The organism is Pseudomonas sp. LBUM1655 (genome assembly GCF_059716085.1).
In genome coordinates this window covers 4,087,389-4,103,956 of sequence record NZ_CP166801.1, presented here as the reverse complement: position 1 = coordinate 4,103,956, position 16,568 = coordinate 4,087,389, and the positions used below count along the sequence as shown (strand labels likewise).

The following is a 16,568-nucleotide window of genomic DNA, read 5'->3' as shown; positions in this document are numbered from 1 at the left end:
ACACGCGATCCCCTGTAGGAGCGAGCCTGCTCGCGATAGCGTCGGCACATTCGAAATCATCATTGACTGACTCACCGCTATCGCGGGCATGCTCACTCCCACAGGGATCTTTGGCGGCCCCAAATCCCGGGCACAAAAAAGGGGACTTTCGTCCCCTTGCGGTGTTGCCTTGCGTAATGCTGAACCTCAGTAAATATCCTTCGACAGCAACGTAAACGGTGTCTTCACCAGGATCTTCAAGTCCAGCCACAGCGACCAGCTGTTGATGTACTGCAGGTCAATCTCGACACGTTTCTGCATCTTGTCGAGGGTGTCCGTCTCACCACGGCAGCCACTGATTTGAGCCAGCCCGGTAATGCCCGGTTTAATCCGGTGACGCGCCATGTAAGCGAGGATTTTCCCCGAGTAGAAATGGTTGTGCGCGACAGCATGCGGACGTGGGCCAACCAATGCCATGTGCCCTTGCAGCACGTTGAACAGTTGCGGCAACTCATCCAGCGAAGTGCGGCGGATGAAGCGGCCAACGGGGGTGATGCGCGAGTCGTTGCGGCTGGCCTGTTTGACGTCTTTGTCATCGTGCACACGCATCGAGCGGAACTTCCAGACCTGAATCACCTTGCCGTTCCAGCCGTGGCGATCCTGCTTGAAGAACACCGGGCCCGGCGAGTTGATCTTCACCGCCAGGGCAATGATCGCCAACACCGGACTCAACACAATGATCGCCAGCAGTGCCACGGCTTTCTCCACCAGGCTTTTGCTCAGGGCAGCGGTCGGGCGACTGGTCAGCGGGCTTTCATTCAGGTAGATCGCCGGCAGGCCGTCCACGACTTTAACCGAGTGATTGAGCAGCGTCAGGCTGTTCAAGTCCGGCACCCACACCACATCGACGTTGGCACCGAGCAAATCGACATACATCGCTTCGATTTTCGCCGCTTCCGACAGCGGCAGGGTGATGTACAACCGGCGGATGTCGTGGGCCTTGATCAGCTCAAGCAACTGTTCCTGAGCACCGACGATGCGCGGGGCATCCGACTCCAGCGCAGGCACGGTACCGTTACTGATCAAACCTACCAGTGGCAGGTTCTCGATCTGGCTCAGCTTCTTCGCCAGACCCAGCGCCAGCTCACCCGTACCAACGATCAGGGTCTTGTGCTCGCTTTTGCGTGAACGCTGATAGAACTTCGAAAACGCATGCAACGGTGCATACAACAGCGCCTGTCCGAGGAAGCCATACACCGCCCAGCTGAGAATCACCTGTCGGGAAAACAGCTCATCGGCCTTGCAGATAAACGCGATGCACGCCAGCGCCGCCATGGTCATGGACCAGCCCATAAACAGGCGACCCAACCCAGTCAGATAGTTATCGCGTTTGCGATACACACCACTGAACGTATAAGCCGGCACCGAAGCCAGTACCGCCAGCGTTGCGCACATTCGGTAGTAGAACGCGACCGTACCGGTGTGTTGCTCGGCCAGTACAAACAACAGAGCAACGATAAATCCCTGTGCCAGCGCCCATTGGCCCCAAAAGGTCAGTCCCTTGAGGCCCGTGCTTCGATTGATACTGAGAGAAAGATCCATACGATATCCCCAAAAGACGTCCATTCAGGTTTCAACAGTTGAAAGCCGAGTTGTTAGTCAGAGTTATTATTTTTGTTTTAACGAGTGTCCTGAGGTAACAACGCCGATATGCCGAACTGTCGTCAGTCAATAGACTAAGTTATTGCCGGGAATGGTGTCTGACGAGTTCTAACAAGATGGCACAATGCCAACTTTTTAATAATTAAATATAAGGGTGTTAGAAAAGGTCGCAGAGAAGGGGGTGAATAATCGAAGGGGTATTTGTTACTGTTTGAGGGGTGGAGGCAGGGATTTTATTCATCAAGGGAGGTGAAGCCAAACAGAGTGCTCTTGTTGTTTTTGTAGTCGCACTGTTTTCTGTTTGATGTGTTCGCAGATATCGCTGTCTTTAAGCCACGATTTCTTGAATGAGGCAGTAGCCGCGGTTTCTTACAGCGCGGAACAGTCGCTCACCCTTACTGGCGCTTTTGAATTTGTCTTGCAGGCGACTCAGGCACATCTCCAGCCCACGATATTGCTCCGGCTCTCGGCCGATACTGAGGATCAGTTCATCGCGGCTGACAACTCGCTCTTCGTGGTGCAGCATTTTTCTGACCAGTGCAGTTTCGAGCCCGGTGAGACTGATCTCTACGTCTTCTTTGATCAATGCGCCTTGATCATTGTCGAGGTGCCAGGTCTCAGTGTAAGGAGCAGCACTGTCGAGAGCGGGAGGCGGGTTGCCGGCTTCAGCGGTTATTGCCGGAGTACTGTGAAATGGATTCGCCGATTGAGCGGCCAGCCATTCAGACTCAAGCGTGGCCAATATGCGCTGGGTGTCATGTTCAATTGTGCGAGCGACATTTTTACGGGTGCTGCCTGGGTAAGTGAACTCCATCAGCACGGGGGCGGAAGAGGGCGAAGTAGCACCTTCAATAAACATTTGCGCCTGAGACGTACCAAACGAATTGAATCGTTCGCTGGACAGAATGCTCTCAAGCTCACGCTGCGACGTTGTACTGTGAGTCACGACGACAAAATATTTTCTGGGGAGGGTTGTACTAGTTTCCATGTCTCTCTCCTTAACTGCGTACCAAAATTGGCTAAAAGGTAAATCGGCAGGCGAGCAATGACTTCCTCGGAAGTAATCGACAGGCAGGGTCTGGGCCCGAAAATGGCCCTCGATAAGTTCCACTCGTTCTGCTGCTATGTTGTTAAGTTTATTGTTATGTTGGCGCGCTCATTCAATCGCTTTGTTATTAGTAGGCGTGAAGTACAACTAGAGCTATATGGCTGCATCAGACGATCCTTCGTAAGCATGCAAAAGGGTGGCTGCCCTTGAGTCAGGCAGTCGATATCAGGCCGCGCATCAGGCGATAGCCATAGCCGCGGATACTCTGAATCGCGTTTGTACCATACATGTCCTTGATTTTTCCACGCAAGCGGCTGATTGATTTCTCCAGCGCCCTTGGGTCGTAGAAATTGGTATTGAGCCCCATGATGTTGGCAATTTCATCATGGCTGAGGATGTGGTTGCCGGTTTGCGCAAACGCTTCCAGGATCTTCATTTCAGCGAAAGAGATATCCAGCTTCTTGCTGGTGCTCATCAGACAGATACGAGTAGGGTCGAGCGTCAGATTGATATCTCTTTGCCATTCTTCACTGTTGAAGAACTCGGCAAGCAACTCGGCACCTTCGTCGGAAAGGGTATTGAGCTTGATACAGAAGTCCGCCCCGGCAAGAAAATACTTGATCTTGTTGAAGGCGCCGCGACCAGTGATGACCGCACAAATGATGGGCTTCAAGTTATCGGTGCGCAGGTTCTCCACCAGCGCAAGATTGTCTTCAAGGGCTTGCGGGCTGTCGATGACAATGAAGATGGCTCGATATGAACCAGAGAGTTCATTCTGCTTATATGAGCTAGTGTACGAATTGGCATCAAGCGCCATGTCGGTGCGGACGTGCTTGGCGAGTAGCGCTCTAAAATGTTCGGCCACGCCACGGGTACGGCCCAGAGTAAGAACACCGGGTTCGTCGTTTGTCGGGCGCGGACTTCTAGTCGCCAAGTTCCCTGAGAGCATCATGCATTGACTCGAATTAGGTGCTGACATCGGGATGTTAAAGCACCGGTTCTCATCTGTGACTGACAATTGGTAACATTCGACCAGTTTTTAGACGTGGCTCCCGAGTTTTCTAACAATAATTAAGCTTTTCAGGCTTTTAGTTGATTTTTTCGGGAGTGTGAACTAGTCGTTAGATGGTGGCAATATGGAATTGTGCCACTATTTTGAACTCAATGCGACAGCTTTGTTTATGTCCTTTGGCCACTGTCTGGCCATCCAAGAGAATGTGATATTGATCACACTTTATTGGGCACGCAACTTTTTTCTATATAAAGGCCTAAATATTTCCCGAGTAGTTCGTAGGCGGACGATTACTAACATGGCTTGAGTGTGTCTTTTGATAAGACATATTCTGCGTCGCCTAGTCAGGCAACGGGTGTCGATATACCGATTGTTTCATTTCAGATACTCAATTCCTGAGTGCAGTTTAACGGGCCGCTCGCGATGAGCGCTCTGACGGAGGATTAATGGATTTCTGGACTTTTTTCCAGGTGTTGATTTTAGGCGCGGTAGAAGGCCTGACCGAGTTCCTGCCCATCTCAAGTACGGGCCACCAGATTATCGTCGCCGACTTGCTGGAATTCGGCGGTGAACGCGCCATGGCGTTCAACATCATTATTCAGCTCGGCGCCATTCTTGCCGTGGTCTGGGAGTTCCGGCCGAAAATCTTCGAAATCGTCAAAGGCCTGCCCACCGAACGCAACGCACAACGCTTCACCCTCAACCTGTTGATCGCCTTTCTTCCGGCCGTGGTTTTGGGCGTGCTGTTCGCTGATGCGATCCATGAATACCTGTTCAACCCGATCACCGTGGCCGTCGCTCTGGTCGTCGGTGGCATCGTGATGTTGTGGGCGGAACAGCGCAGCCACGTAGTGAGCGTCGATCATGTCGACGACATGCGCTGGTCTGACGCGTTGAAGATCGGTTTCGTACAATGCCTGGCGATGATTCCGGGCACTTCGCGCTCCGGCTCGACCATCATCGGTGGCCTGCTGTTCGGCCTCTCGCGCAAAGCCGCTACCGAGTTCTCGTTCTTCCTCGCCATGCCGACCATGGTCGGCGCCGCCGTGTACTCAGGCTACAAATACCGAGACCTGTTTGAACAAAGCGACCTGCCAGTCTTTGCACTTGGTTTCGTTACGGCGTTCATCTTCGCCATGATCGCCGTGCGCGGCCTGCTCAAGTTCATCGCCAACCACAGCTACGCCGCGTTCGCCTGGTATCGGATCGCGTTTGGCTTGCTGATTCTGGCAACGTGGCAGTTTGGCTGGGTCAACTGGACAGCAGCGGCGGCAGGCTGATTACTGACTGCTGATCAACGCGGCGACGGCGAGGTCGTTTAACTCGCTGTCGGGGGATTCCTGGCGGAAGCGCTGCAAGGCCGAGGTGAAATACGCGGCTTGCAGCATGCCGTCGCTGGCGAGGTAATAGCGCGCTGCTTCGATTTCTTCTACCGAATAAACACGTTTATTCAGTCCGGAAACGTTCGACGTCCCATCAAACGAAACCAGCGTCCCGGTGAAAACCAGAAAGCCAGACATCTGCGTAGATTGAAAAGGGCCATCTTCTCCATCACCGCAGCCCTTCGCAAAATCGCAGGATGCGTAGGCGTTGGCATAAAGAGTCGAGAGTAAAGCGAGGAGGGTGAATCGCTTGAATAAAACACGGCTAAACGCGGGCATAACCTGAAGACGTCCTGTCAGTACAACAACACTCCGGGCAACGCTCATTCGTTGCCCGCACATCCAACGCATCGATCAACGCCCCGCCAACAACTCCGCCGCCTGATCCAGCAACGCCAGCGGATCCTTGGCCTTGTGAATATCCACCGACAACAACTGGCGGAATTTACGCGCCCCCGGAAACCCGGTGCCCAGGCCCAGCACATGCCGCGTGATGTGATGCATCGACCCACCGGCCAGCAAATGCTCGGCAATATAAGGCCGCAACTGCGCCAACGCCTCGGCCCGACTGATCACCGGCGCCGAACTGCCGAACAACTGCTGATCCACCTCCGCCAGCAGATACGGATTGTGATAAGCCTCACGCCCCAGCATCACACCGTCAAAAGTCTGCAAATGCTCATGGCAGGCCTCCATCGTCTTGATCCCGCCGTTCAGCACAATCTCCAACTCCGGAAAATCCGCCTTCAGCTGCGCAGCAACGTCATAACGCAACGGCGGAATGTCGCGATTCTCCTTCGGCGACAACCCCTCCAGAATCGCAATCCGCGCATGCACCGTAAAACTGGTACACCCCGCATCCCGCACCGTCCCGACGAAATCACACAACTGCTCGTAACTGTCCCGCCCATTAATCCCGATCCGATGCTTCACCGTCACCGGAATCGACACCGCATCGCGCATCGCCTTCACACAATCCGCTACCAACTGCGGGTGACCCATCAGGCACGCGCCGATCATGTTGTTCTGCACTCGATCGCTTGGGCAGCCGACGTTAAGGTTCACCTCGTCGTAACCGTGCTCCTGAGCCATACGCGCGCAGGCGGCCAGATCCAGCGGAACGCTACCGCCTAGCTGCAAGGCGAGAGGGTGCTCGGCTTCGTTGTGACGGAGGAAACGTTCGTGATCGCCGTTGAGCAGCGCGCCGGTGGTGACCATTTCGGTGTAGAGCAGAGCATTCTTCGACAGGAGGCGTAGGAAGAAACGGCAATGGCGGTCAGTCCAATCCATCATTGGGGCGACGGAGAAGCGGCGGGAGAGTGGGGCGGGTGTGGCGGTGATAGGGGACATTGGCGGTTCTGGATTGGGTGGGGCTGGGAGGTGGGGGAGTTTATCAGGATCAAGGAGGGGAGCGTTGGGGAAGTCTATAAGTGGAGGGAGGGCTTTTACACATGCAAGCGAAGAGCGTGGTACAGCTGTAAATAAATCTGTCCGCATTTTCCTTGCAACGCTAAGTCGGTGTCTGCCTTTTTTACACGGACATGCCCGCTGCTGGGAATAGAGGATTTGCATTTTCATGACCTGCGGCATGAAGGTATGAGCCGGCTGTTTGAGATGGACTGGGATATCCCCAGAGTGTCGAGTGTGTTAGGGCGCAGGGATTGGAACTCGTTGAGGCGCTACACTCATCTGCGGGGGCATGGTGCTAAATACAAATCCTGGAATTGTTTTCTACATATCGGGATACACTTAAACAAGTAAATACAAAATAAACAGGGGGTGTAAGTGTGGATGTGAATAGTAGAGAGATGGCCATGCTGATCTGGGTTGTAGGTTTTTTTATGGTTTGTGGTTATAAGTACAAGGGCGTGCGTGGTTCATATCTTCCTTTGTTGAAAGCGTTTATTAATCGTAAAATTATCGTCTTTTTAGTTCTTTCTGCTCTTTGGATATCGCTGTGTGTAATATGTCTATATAAAGTTGGGTTGTGGGGCTATGAAAACTTTAAAACTGTCTTGGTGTGGGGCATAGCATTTAGCTTTATTTCGTTGTTCGAGTTGACTAAGATTAGTGACGATAAGTCTTTTTTTGGTAGGGTGACAAGTGACTCTGTTAAGGTTACAGCAATTGTTGTTTTTATTACGGGGCTGTATACGTTTGATTTCTGGATAGAGATGTTGCTGGTACCTGTCTTGGCTTTTTTGAGTGCGCTGAGTGCGGTATCACAGTTGGATAAAAAGAATGAGCCCGCGAGTAGATTTCTGTTTGGAGTGCTTGTAGGTTCTGGATTGGTGCTACTAAGTTATTCGGTTTACAAGATTTTTGACGATTTTGGATCTTTCGCAACGGCGAAAAATTTCAAAGATTTCATAGGTCCGGTTATTTTGACATTGCTGTTTCTTCCATTCGTGTATGTTTACAGCATCTACATCGTTTATGAAACCGTCTTCGTCCGTCTGAGGCTTACCATGGACGGACAGCTCGCAAGGTATGCTAAATGGCAAATGATTCTTCGCTTCAGAATGAACACTAGCCTTATGCGCACATGGGCTAGTGAGCTTCACTTGTGCCCGCTTACTACGCAAGCAGAGGTAAAGTCTTCAATAATTTCCCTCAAGTTTCGTCACAAACGAGAGTTAAATCCGTTGCCAGTCTCAAGTCAGGATGGTTGGCCTGTTAACGAAGCTCGTAGGTATTTGCATGGCTTTGGATTAGTTGTAGGTCAGTATAAACCACTGTTCGGCGTCGAAGAATGGTTTGCGAGCTCAAGCATGGTTGAGGTTGGCGAAGCTTCACGCTCTTCAAATCTGGCCTATTATCTAGAGGGCGATGAAGGCGTGGTTCGCATATTAAAACTAAAGTTGAACGTCAATGATTCGTGTGATGTAGAAAAGGCTGAATGCTCATTTTTAGAGACTGCTGGTAGCCTTTTGAGAGTCGTGTTTACCGATGTTTCAGATGAGGTGTTAGCACTTTTAGAGAAAAATCATGTAGACCTGGTAATTAAAGGGCGAAGACTAAAAGTTGATAAAGAGCTATATTCTGCTGGAGGTGTAGTGGGTGGGTATTCACGGTTGTTGACTATTTTGCATAATTAATTTTTTCGGAATGAGTGAGTTGGGTATGATGATAGTTGTCCGCCGGCCCTTGTGATTACGCAGCCCTGCTCAAAAGTTTATCCAGTTCCAATATTGCTTTGTCTCGCTGCTTGTCGATATAGTCGGCAAAGTCCTTTAGATGAACTCCCAGTGCTGCTTTTTGGCTGTTGGCGCCGAGTCGGACAATTGGTGTTGTCGATTTCTCCTGATAGGCACTTAAGTTCGAATTTCTCCACGGTTGAGTGTATGTAGTCTTCGCAAATGCGGTTTAAGGGAATTACGGCTTGGCCGTCGTACTGGGCCATAAGTAAAGACAGTGTATTCATCATGGCATCTCCCGTTGGACCGCATTTGAAGCGATAGCTACCGGTTGCATCCAAATCGAAATGTTATTGAGCATAAATGCGTCACCGGCTTCAGGGAGCAGAAGCGTCAAACCGAATACGTCAGTCATTGCATTAGCTGTATACCCCGACATGTGCGCATACCTGCTTCAGCAGGCTGTGCGAGCCGACAATTCTGAGCGATTAGCGTTGCATCAGGTATGGCTGCCTCACAACCAAATAGGGACAGATTTATTTTTTCGCTGTTTCGGAAAATAAATCTGTCCCATTTCTAATTTCTATTTGCCGTCCCTTTTTTTCAAAATGTCTCACGCGGTCTGACTTCCGTATGGGTTTGCAATAACAACCGCGTAATTAATCCTATCAGCATATTGCGTCGATGGCAGCTGCACCTAAACAGCCGATCATCGGTAAAACTAAACCTCAATGATTTAGCTTCATAATGTGAGCATAAATTTTTTCGCATAATTTTCCAACTGAATCAGGTAACTCCCAATCTAACGAGTTCATTACCTCAATAGATTCTCTGCAGAATTTTACTTTGTCACTTATAGTTCCACTTTCGTCGGCGAAAACGCGAGATTTCGATTTTCCTTTGCCTTCTAAACCAAAGCACTTGTCAAGGTGGTAGCCAATACCATATTTCGACGCTGAAACCGGTTTTCCCAATATTTTGCTTATATGATCGATATTAAGTCCGGCCGTGGTCTTTCCTTTTTTACGCTGGAATATTCTTTTGGCGGTTTCTTCGATGACGTTCAGAGGTAGCAAGTTTTCTATTTCCTTGCTTGGCAACAGGTGAAAACGATCTTCCAACTCATTGCTCAATATTTCAAACCGGCCGCCTTTGTCTGAGATGTCTCCGTCTGCGATAAGGAAAGCCGCTGCGCAAAGTTTTGAGGCGTTTAACCGTTCGGTTGTGTCGCCATCATCAAAGCCCCAATGGCCAAGTGTGCCGCCTTGGTACTCCACAAATGTATAGTGAAAGTTTTCTAGTAAACCTTCAAGTTTAACTTTGAAAACTGAATCGTCCAAAGTCTCTAAATATTTCCTCATGAATGCTTTTAGGTACAGTCTGTCAGTTATTCCTTCAACCCAAATTGTAGAGTTTGCCAGGTAAACCGACGAGGCCAATACACCAAGATCACCTAATAGTTCTCTATCTCTCGTGCACTCCCGTATTTCGAAGGTTGAACCATCTTCACCATCAATCTTAGAAACCTTGTGAACCAATACGTCTTTTATGTTTTCAGCGAGATCAAGCAAATGGTTTGAGTGGGTTGTAGCTAGATATTGATGGGAGGTGTGGTTAAGCAAGAAGAGCGCAACCTTTCTAAGAAGCCCAGGATGTAGACATGCCTCTGGTTCCTCTATAAAAAATATAGATGGATCTTGTTCTAAATATGCAGCAGAAGTTATTATGATAACTTGTTGCAGTCCATCACCCAAATCATATATGGGGAATTGGTCGTCGGTTCCGATTTTAACTGCTACTGTGTCTTTGTTGTACTGAGGGATTAATGTTATTTCTCTTCCTCCAAAAAACTCGTTTCCTAATATTCTTTCATATTCCCGGATACGTTCACGTTCTTCAGGTTGCCCTAATAGAAAGCGCGCTAGTAAATTGTACAGATCAAAACCTGTTACGATTTTTAATGCGTCTTTTTGATGCTTCGAGAAGTAGTCCTTGTACGTTCTTTCCAGATAAAGGTCTGTGCTGTCGCCTAATGGTCTCATCCCTCGAAGTATAGGGATGTAATGCCTTTTGGTTTCTGTTGTTAAGTGGATTAATTTGGTGATTTTATTGATTTCTGTAACAGGGTATTGTGTTTGTACTAGGTCTTGTAATTCAGAGAAGTCGCTCAGATCCATTCCGCCGCTATAATATAAGTTGGTTTTAGCGGCGTCTTGGATTAATTTCGTAAAGCTATCGATTATGGATTTTATTTGATCGCCGCTTTTGCATTGTCCAAAGTAAACTTCCATAAATTGGGAGCTGTTGAAATCAATGATTTGCCTTCCTCTAGATATGATTTTAAAAATATCACCAAGTTGATTGCATGCGTCTTGGAATTCATCAGTAAACCCAAAGCTAAGATTTTTTTGTTGGGTTGAGAATAACGTTCGGAGAAGTCTGCTTTTTCCGCTGTTGTTTGGGCCTATAAGAAGGTTTAGCTTTCGGAGTCTTAGGTGCGTCTCATTATCCGTGTCGGTAACATATCCTTTTATGTCGCTCGACCAGATTTTATTTGTAAGCATAGTGAGCGCTCGCAGGGGAAATTGATGGTTCGTAAAGATATGCTTTTTTTTTAAATTGAGAGATCATAGGTTTTATCTGTTCTATATGTTGAGCTTTGTTTTTATTTCGCCTTTCAGTTTTCGGCGGAGTGTTACCACACCAAGCGCGATCGTAGCTAGCAGTGCGCCCAGGAGGTGCGCTATGGCAAGAAGCGTTTTTTTATCCTGTGTGAATGCCTCATGAATACTCGATGACGCTTTGACTGATTCGCTCGGTGAGTGTAGCTGGCAAATATAGGTCCGATTGGGTGGGGCGTTATCGATCGTTGAAGGTTCTCGGCCGCTCAACATGTCGACCCACGATAGTGCCCTGAGAACGATCCATTTCTGATGGATTACGATTTTTTCGAGCATGCAGTTAGGGGGGGAATGCGGAGTGAGAACAACGTAGGAAAGATCCTTAGGTAGCGAGACCATGCTGCCTCGTTAGCTGGTAGCAATGACACTGATCGTCTGACTATCGTGGTCTACATCGGATCGTGCCTAAAACAATTCATTTTCGATAGTGCGCGGAGATCTCTCTCCAGATGTATTTGTATCGGAACTCAAGCCAACGGATTAACAGTTTGTCTCTCTGGCGTCGAAAGCGACTACTAGCTCGGGCTTCCAACATTTGCGCGATGTCAGAATTTAATTGCTCTCGGTTAAATGCAGACCAGATGATTGGAATCACGCAGTCAAAATTCGTGTGGCAGACAGGTGCGACTTCCTCGTAGAGCATTCGTTTTATCTCTAGCGGGTCGTAATCTTCGGTCTGTCGGGCGATAGATTCGTAGTCCACCTCATTGTCGACAAACGCATCGGACAATGCCCAGTAGATGTCATATCGATCTTTTGCAGTCATTGTGCGATTCAAATTAGCGTTGGTCATTTTCATCGCGGAAACGCCGGCAACGACTTTGAATTCTGGTCGTACATGAGGGGCCGGGGTTTCAATGTGATACGTGCGGCTGGCTTCGCCATGTTTGACTCCCTGTCATCGAATTAACCGCTGCCGACTGTATCAGACTTGCTTTGGTCAGTGACTGGCGGCGATGCACTCGACGTTTTTCGTCAATCTAAACAGCAATGCTCGCGCTTGTTTAAATGAATCTCGCTGGCACAACCCTAGCCCTACACAACCTTGCGCCTCCCCCTACACCTAAGACAGAATCCGCCGGCTTGTGCCTCTAGCTCGCGGGTTCTATCGTTCCTGGGTCACTGAAAACCAGTGATCGGGTTTGGTAGCCCGTCTCCGTCAGAAGCACAAGACTACTGTCTTTCGAGGGCGTTTCTCGTCTTCGTTTTATGGTGGTCATGCGCGGGGCATCTTCGGATGCGCCGGGGTTCCTGACGACCGGTCTACCAACCTGCGTATGGCCTCCACCCTTCGTTTGGTAGCGAGAGTGATGGCTCCTTTTCGTTAATCCGTCAGGAGTTACACCATGTTCAAACCAACACCCAACCCGCCAGAAACTGACCCTGCATCCCCCTACGAATCCCCCCATTCCAAAAAGCTCCACGAAGCCGCCGAGCGTGCGCTTGATCACTATCTCCTTCCCGCCAGCCAGATCATGGCCAGCACCAACGAGCCCGAACGCATGTACTTCGCCAATCCGAAGTACGACACCGAATCCCTGCTGGCCAACGCCAGTGAAACCCTGAGTTCGGCCTCCGAGTTGCTCAACAACTTCGCCGCGCTGCTTGATCCCTCGAACCGCAAAACCGCGCTAGGCATTGCGCAGGTGGTGATGTTGGGTGAGTTGGCGGTGAATCAGGCGTTGGATCACGTCGAAATCAAGCCGTAAAACCCGTGTCCCTCTGCGGCGTGCGGCAGGCCGTTGCCGCAGAGGGGCGGGGTTCTGAATCGGTATTTTCAGCGTCTTTTTGGGCCAGTAGCGATGTGCCACAATTCGTGATGGCAATGCGTCATCACGCGACTCTAAAAGTTCAACCATTGTACAAAAATAAAAAGTTGTACAAGTTTTCCTAAAGTTTATAGCATCCCTTCCAGATACCTTTTGCTGAATCGATAAATCTTGCGTGCAGACGCCCTGTTTGCGACGTGATGGTTTTGTCTGCCGATGCTTGTGTCGGGTTTTCTTGACGCATCAACAGCATCGCATTTTGCATTTCCGGGACAGCTGGAGCGTCCCGTAACACGCCTTGGATGACGACCCCCGAATGTCTGGACGGTGACTGCGGTTGCCGAAGATCTATTTTTTGTGCCTGGCGTTTCGCGTCAGGGCGTTTGAGGCTGAATATGGCAGTTGCATCGAATTTCCTGGGTGATATCAAAGTTTCCCGCAAGCTGGGAACCGGTTTCGGCATTCTGTTGCTGGCTGTTTTGGCGGTTGCTTTCATTGGCTATAACAGCAACAGCGTGCTGGTTGATCGCTTGAGTACGACGCGGCTGATCGGCACGTTGAATGACGCTACGCAAAATATGCGTCTGTCCGAGAAACAGTACGAAGCCGCTGCTGACGCGGCCTTCGTCGATTCTTATCACGCTCAGTTGAATGTCTTGCAGGGCCTTGTGAGCAAGGCGCTGGACACGTTGACGCGCGCTGAAAACCAGCAAGCCTTGAAGGCGTTGCAAGCCACGATTGTTGCCTACGATCAGAAGGTAAAGCGGCTGATTGATGCCGATAAGTCGACGACGGATGCCCTGAAACCGCTGGGTGCGCTGTCGGACAAGTACGCGCAGACCTTTGCCGGCATGCTTGAGAGCACCACAACCAATGCCCTGGCGTCTGCCGATGGCGAGCGCGTGCGGGAGCTGCGCACGGTGGCTGACTTGCGCAACGGCATGACCACGTTTCGCCTGATGTTGCGTCGTTACATTGCGGTACCCAACGACGCGAACAAAATCGTGCTGATGCAGACCATCGACACGTTTCTGAGTGATATCACCAAGGCGCGTACCAGCCTGCCGGCGACCCTGTCGAGTCAACTGGAAGAAGCGCACGCCGGGATGCGTCGTTATCGCGAAGTCTTGGTGGAAGTGGCCGGGCTGTTTGAGCAGAAGCAGAGCATGCGCCAGCAGGTCGACCAGGAAAGCAAGGCGATGGACAGCATCATGAACGGCCTGATGGACACCCAGCAGCGCCTGGCGCGTGAAGATCAGCGCTCAGCCTTTATTCAGATGGCGGTGTTGACCGTGTTGGCGCTGGTGGTCGGGCTGTTTGCTTCGGTGGTCATCTCGCGGCAGATCACTTTACCGCTGGCGCTGACGGTTGATCTGGCTCGTCGTATTGCCAAAGGCGATCTGACGGTTCAGGCCAAATCGGCGCGCAAAGATGAGTTGGGCGATCTGCAAAACGCGATGCAGGACATGGCGCAGAACCTGAATACGCTGGTGCAAGGTATCGGCAATGGCGTCACGCATATTTCCACCTCAGCGGAAAAACTCTCGGCCATGAGCGAGCAGACCAGCGCGGGTGTTCGTCAGCAGAAAAGTGAAGTGGATCAAGTCGCCACGGCGATGCACGAAATGGCTTCGACGGTGCAGGAAGTTGCCCGTAACACGACAGACGCCTCGGCTGCCGCGACCTTGGCCGATCAGCAGGCGCGTCACGGCAGTACGGTGGTCAAGCAGGCGACGGTGCAGATCAGCGAGCTCGCTGTGGCCATTGAAGAGTTGGGTGGTGCGATGAACGTGCTGTCTCAGGACAGTGAGCAGATCGGCAAAGTGATCGATGTGATCAAAGCCGTCGCGGAGCAGACCAATTTGCTCGCGTTGAACGCCGCCATCGAAGCGGCGCGGGCGGGCGAGCAGGGCCGTGGTTTCGCCGTGGTGGCAGACGAAGTACGTTCGCTGGCGCAGCGGACACAGGACTCGACCAAGGAAATCGAAGCGCTGATCGTCACCCTGCAACAGGGCACGCAAGCGGCCTCGACGCTGATGGCTTCCAGCCGCGAGCGCACCCTCGATACGGTGGTGTTGGCGCAGAAGGCCGAGCTGGCGATTACCGAGATCAATCAGTCCATCGGCACGATCCAGGAAATGAGCTTGCAGATCTCGGCCGCGGCCGAGCAGCAAAGTGCGGTGGCCGACGAGATCAATCGCAGCATCGTCAGTGTGCGTGATGTGGCCGACCAGTCGGCGGTTGCCAGCGAAGAGAGTGCAGCGGCGACGATTGAGTTGGCGTCGCTGGGGCAGGACTTGCAGCGAATGACCGCGCATTTCCGCACTTGATTTTGTGAACGATGAGCCCACGGCGCCTTCAATATATTCAGGCGCCGTTGGGCTACAGTTATGGCTGGGTAGCACATAACCGAACAGCTACTTATTGATCACATGGACGTTTACAACCCGTTATCAGGGGGCTTCATGACCGAATTTCCAAAATCATCCGCCTCTCCCGGAGGCTGCCAGGGCTGTAAAAACAAAGGCGCGCCGGATCTGGATTTCGCTTTCGCGTTTCAGCCGATTGTGGATCTGCGCGATCAAACGACCTTTGCCCATGAGGCCTTGGTTCGCGGCGTGAATGGCGAAGGTGCTTTGTCAGTCCTGGAGCAGGTGGACGATCAAAACCGATATCGATTTGATCAACTGTGTCGTGTGCGGGCGATTTCCACGGCGGCTCAGTTAGGTATGACCGAGTACCTCTCGATCAACTTTTTGCCGAATGCCGTTTACCGTCCGGAATTGTGCATTCGCAGCACGCTTGAAGCAGCGCGCGCTCACGGGTTCCCGCTGGATCGCCTGATCTTCGAGGCGGTTGAGGGCGAGCACGTTGAAAAGAACAGCCATCTGACGAACATTCTGCGTGAGTACCGTGAGTTTGGTTTCAAGACGGCAATCGACGACTTTGGCGCAGGCTATTCCGGCCTTAACCTGTTGGCGGATTTTCAGCCGGATTTGATCAAGCTGGACATGGCGCTGGTCCGGGATATTCACCTTGATCGTGTGCGCCAGACCATCGTGCGTAATGTCGTGAACATGTGCAGAGAGTTGGGCGTCGAAGTTATCGCCGAGGGCATTGAAGATGCCCAGGAAAGAGACTTTCTCGCCGATTGCGGCATTTATCTGATGCAGGGTTTCTGGTTCGCAAAGCCTGCTTTCAAATCGCTGGCGCAGATCACCAAAGGTGCGTGGCTGGAGAGATGATCTCGTTCAGCTCGCACTGATCCGCTCGATAACGGCGGCCAGCGCAGGTCGCTTGTTCTGCCACTCAGCCTTGGTTATCCCCAACAAAACCACATCAATCCTAACGGCATCCTTCACCACGTTCTGCCGCCTCACACCTTCAATCTCAAACCCGAACTTCTGGTGCATCTTCACTACCGCTGAATTCATCGCCAGTACTTCGCAATTCAGCTTTTCCAGCCCCGCCACATCAAACGCGTAATCGAGCATCCAGAACTCGACCACGCTGCCCAAGCCCTTGCCCTGCAAGCCAACGTCCAGATAAAACGCCCAATCTGCGGTTTTCTGCGCAGCGTTGATCGCGTTCAACGAGACGATCCCGACCGCTTGCTGATCCTTGATCACTACAAACACTTGCTGCCGTGAATTGCCCTGCAAGGACGCCAACCAGTTCGCGTGTTGCTGTTCGCTGATTTCATGGGAGGTGTACATGAACTTGCGCACGTCTTGCTGATTGCGCAGGGTACGCACATGCGCCTGGATGGCGGGGCTGGCGTTAGTGAGGGGGAGGAATTGCATGGTGATGTCCTTGTCTGGCGGTCAGGCGATACTGAACCGGCGCTGTCGATCCGGAAAATTTCATGTTGCGGTGTACGGGGCAGGCCTAGGATGTT

The 16,568-nt window shown here is 51.3% G+C and carries 13 protein-coding genes and 3 pseudogenes; 7 read left to right on the top strand and 9 right to left on the bottom strand.

What is annotated here, in order from left to right; all coding sequences use genetic code 11:
* Nucleotides 1-186 precede the first annotated feature (186 nt).
* The 3 genes from ACA074_RS18260 to ACA074_RS18250 form a co-directional block, all read right to left on the bottom strand.
* Nucleotides 187-1,581 (bottom strand): undecaprenyl-phosphate glucose phosphotransferase, encoded by a 1,395-nt coding sequence (locus ACA074_RS18260; RefSeq protein WP_187677561.1) that lies wholly within the window; start codon nt 1,579-1,581, stop codon nt 187-189.
* Between the two features lie 388 nt (nt 1,582-1,969).
* A complete protein-coding gene (locus tag ACA074_RS18255; RefSeq protein WP_187677562.1) occupies nt 1,970-2,629 on the bottom strand; it encodes a winged helix-turn-helix domain-containing protein in 660 nt (219 codons plus the stop codon).
* A 271-nt stretch (nt 2,630-2,900) separates the two neighbouring features.
* Nucleotides 2,901-3,641 carry a winged helix-turn-helix domain-containing protein gene (locus ACA074_RS18250; RefSeq protein ID WP_497677538.1) on the bottom strand — a complete coding sequence of 247 codons (741 nt, stop codon included), beginning with the start codon at nt 3,639-3,641 and terminating at the stop codon, nt 2,901-2,903.
* A gap of 506 nt (nt 3,642-4,147) precedes the next feature.
* On the opposite strand from ACA074_RS18250, the gene ACA074_RS18245 reads away from it, so the two are divergent.
* Nucleotides 4,148-4,981 (top strand): undecaprenyl-diphosphate phosphatase, encoded by an 834-nt coding sequence (locus ACA074_RS18245; RefSeq protein WP_187677564.1) that lies wholly within the window; start codon nt 4,148-4,150, stop codon nt 4,979-4,981.
* Here ACA074_RS18245 and ACA074_RS18240 read toward each other — a convergent pair whose 3' ends face one another.
* A complete protein-coding gene (locus ACA074_RS18240; RefSeq protein ID WP_401266248.1) occupies nt 4,982-5,362 on the bottom strand; it encodes a DUF2388 domain-containing protein in 381 nt (126 codons plus the stop codon).
* A 75-nt stretch (nt 5,363-5,437) separates the two neighbouring features.
* Nucleotides 5,438-6,433: a tRNA dihydrouridine(20/20a) synthase DusA gene (gene dusA / locus ACA074_RS18235; protein ID WP_497677537.1), complete on the bottom strand. Its 996-nt coding sequence runs from the start codon at nt 6,431-6,433 to the stop codon at nt 5,438-5,440.
* Nucleotides 6,434-6,580: 147 nt separating this feature from the next.
* Between dusA and ACA074_RS18230 the strand changes: the two are divergent.
* Nucleotides 6,581-6,844: pseudogene (locus ACA074_RS18230) on the top strand (tyrosine-type recombinase/integrase); the annotation flags it as partial.
* 53 nt (nt 6,845-6,897) lie between these two features.
* Nucleotides 6,898-8,181: a hypothetical protein gene (locus ACA074_RS18225; protein ID WP_497677536.1), complete on the top strand. Its 1,284-nt coding sequence runs from the start codon at nt 6,898-6,900 to the stop codon at nt 8,179-8,181.
* 55 nt (nt 8,182-8,236) lie between these two features.
* Here the strand turns inward: ACA074_RS18225 and ACA074_RS18220 are convergent.
* The 3 genes and pseudogenes from ACA074_RS18220 to ACA074_RS18210 all read right to left on the bottom strand — a co-directional run bounded on the left by ACA074_RS18220 (nt 8,237) and on the right by ACA074_RS18210 (nt 11,667).
* A pseudogene (locus ACA074_RS18220) lies at nt 8,237-8,507 on the bottom strand (pyocin activator PrtN family protein).
* A 441-nt stretch (nt 8,508-8,948) separates the two neighbouring features.
* On the bottom strand, nt 8,949-10,784 hold the full coding sequence (locus tag ACA074_RS18215; RefSeq protein WP_497677535.1) for an AAA family ATPase: 1,836 nt from the start codon (nt 10,782-10,784) through the stop codon (nt 8,949-8,951).
* Between the two features lie 532 nt (nt 10,785-11,316).
* Nucleotides 11,317-11,667 carry a DUF7079 family protein gene (locus tag ACA074_RS18210; RefSeq protein WP_497679337.1) on the bottom strand — a complete coding sequence of 117 codons (351 nt, stop codon included), beginning with the start codon at nt 11,665-11,667 and terminating at the stop codon, nt 11,317-11,319.
* A 580-nt stretch (nt 11,668-12,247) separates the two neighbouring features.
* Here ACA074_RS18210 and ACA074_RS18205 point away from each other — a divergent pair.
* From ACA074_RS18205 to rimA, 4 genes and pseudogenes are all read left to right on the top strand, one after another.
* Nucleotides 12,248-12,610, top strand: coding sequence for a DUF6124 family protein (locus ACA074_RS18205; RefSeq protein ID WP_123532299.1), 363 nt, complete (start codon nt 12,248-12,250; stop codon nt 12,608-12,610).
* A 362-nt stretch (nt 12,611-12,972) separates the two neighbouring features.
* A pseudogene (locus tag ACA074_RS18200) lies at nt 12,973-14,142 on the top strand (methyl-accepting chemotaxis protein); the annotation flags it as partial.
* Nucleotides 14,128-15,000, top strand: coding sequence for a methyl-accepting chemotaxis protein (locus tag ACA074_RS18195; protein WP_370872673.1), 873 nt, complete (start codon nt 14,128-14,130; stop codon nt 14,998-15,000). The pseudogene ACA074_RS18200 and the gene ACA074_RS18195, both read left to right, overlap by 15 nt.
* Nucleotides 15,001-15,135: 135 nt before the next feature.
* Nucleotides 15,136-15,915, top strand: coding sequence for a S6 modification regulatory phosphodiesterase RimA (rimA, locus tag ACA074_RS18190; RefSeq protein WP_497657788.1), 780 nt, complete (start codon nt 15,136-15,138; stop codon nt 15,913-15,915).
* A gap of 6 nt (nt 15,916-15,921) precedes the next feature.
* On the opposite strand, the gene pseH is transcribed toward rimA, so the two are convergent.
* Nucleotides 15,922-16,473 carry a UDP-4-amino-4,6-dideoxy-N-acetyl-beta-L-altrosamine N-acetyltransferase gene (gene pseH / locus ACA074_RS18185; protein WP_497677534.1) on the bottom strand — a complete coding sequence of 184 codons (552 nt, stop codon included), beginning with the start codon at nt 16,471-16,473 and terminating at the stop codon, nt 15,922-15,924.
* Between the last annotated feature and the right edge of the window lie 95 nt (nt 16,474-16,568).

Bases quoted from the DNA above. Each gene is read 5' to 3' on its own strand.
- ACA074_RS18260 (WP_187677561.1), bottom strand. From the start codon at position 1,581: ATGGATCTTTCTCTCAGTATCAATCGAAGCACGGGCCTCAAGGGACTG.
- ACA074_RS18255 (WP_187677562.1), bottom strand. From the start codon at position 2,629: ATGGAAACTAGTACAACCCTCCCCAGAAAATATTTTGTCGTCGTGACT.
- ACA074_RS18250 (WP_497677538.1), bottom strand. From the start codon at position 3,641: ATGATGCTCTCAGGGAACTTGGCGACTAGAAGTCCGCGCCCGACAAAC.
- ACA074_RS18245 (WP_187677564.1), top strand. From the start codon at position 4,148: ATGGATTTCTGGACTTTTTTCCAGGTGTTGATTTTAGGCGCGGTAGAA.
- ACA074_RS18240 (WP_401266248.1), bottom strand. From the start codon at position 5,362: ATGCCCGCGTTTAGCCGTGTTTTATTCAAGCGATTCACCCTCCTCGCT.
- dusA (WP_497677537.1), bottom strand. From the start codon at position 6,433: ATGTCCCCTATCACCGCCACACCCGCCCCACTCTCCCGCCGCTTCTCC.
- ACA074_RS18225 (WP_497677536.1), top strand. From the start codon at position 6,898: ATGCTGATCTGGGTTGTAGGTTTTTTTATGGTTTGTGGTTATAAGTAC.
- ACA074_RS18215 (WP_497677535.1), bottom strand. From the start codon at position 10,784: ATGCTTACAAATAAAATCTGGTCGAGCGACATAAAAGGATATGTTACC.
- ACA074_RS18210 (WP_497679337.1), bottom strand. From the start codon at position 11,667: ATGACTGCAAAAGATCGATATGACATCTACTGGGCATTGTCCGATGCG.
- ACA074_RS18205 (WP_123532299.1), top strand. From the start codon at position 12,248: ATGTTCAAACCAACACCCAACCCGCCAGAAACTGACCCTGCATCCCCC.
- ACA074_RS18195 (WP_370872673.1), top strand. From the start codon at position 14,128: ATGCAGGACATGGCGCAGAACCTGAATACGCTGGTGCAAGGTATCGGC.
- rimA (WP_497657788.1), top strand. From the start codon at position 15,136: ATGACCGAATTTCCAAAATCATCCGCCTCTCCCGGAGGCTGCCAGGGC.
- pseH (WP_497677534.1), bottom strand. From the start codon at position 16,473: ATGCAATTCCTCCCCCTCACTAACGCCAGCCCCGCCATCCAGGCGCAT.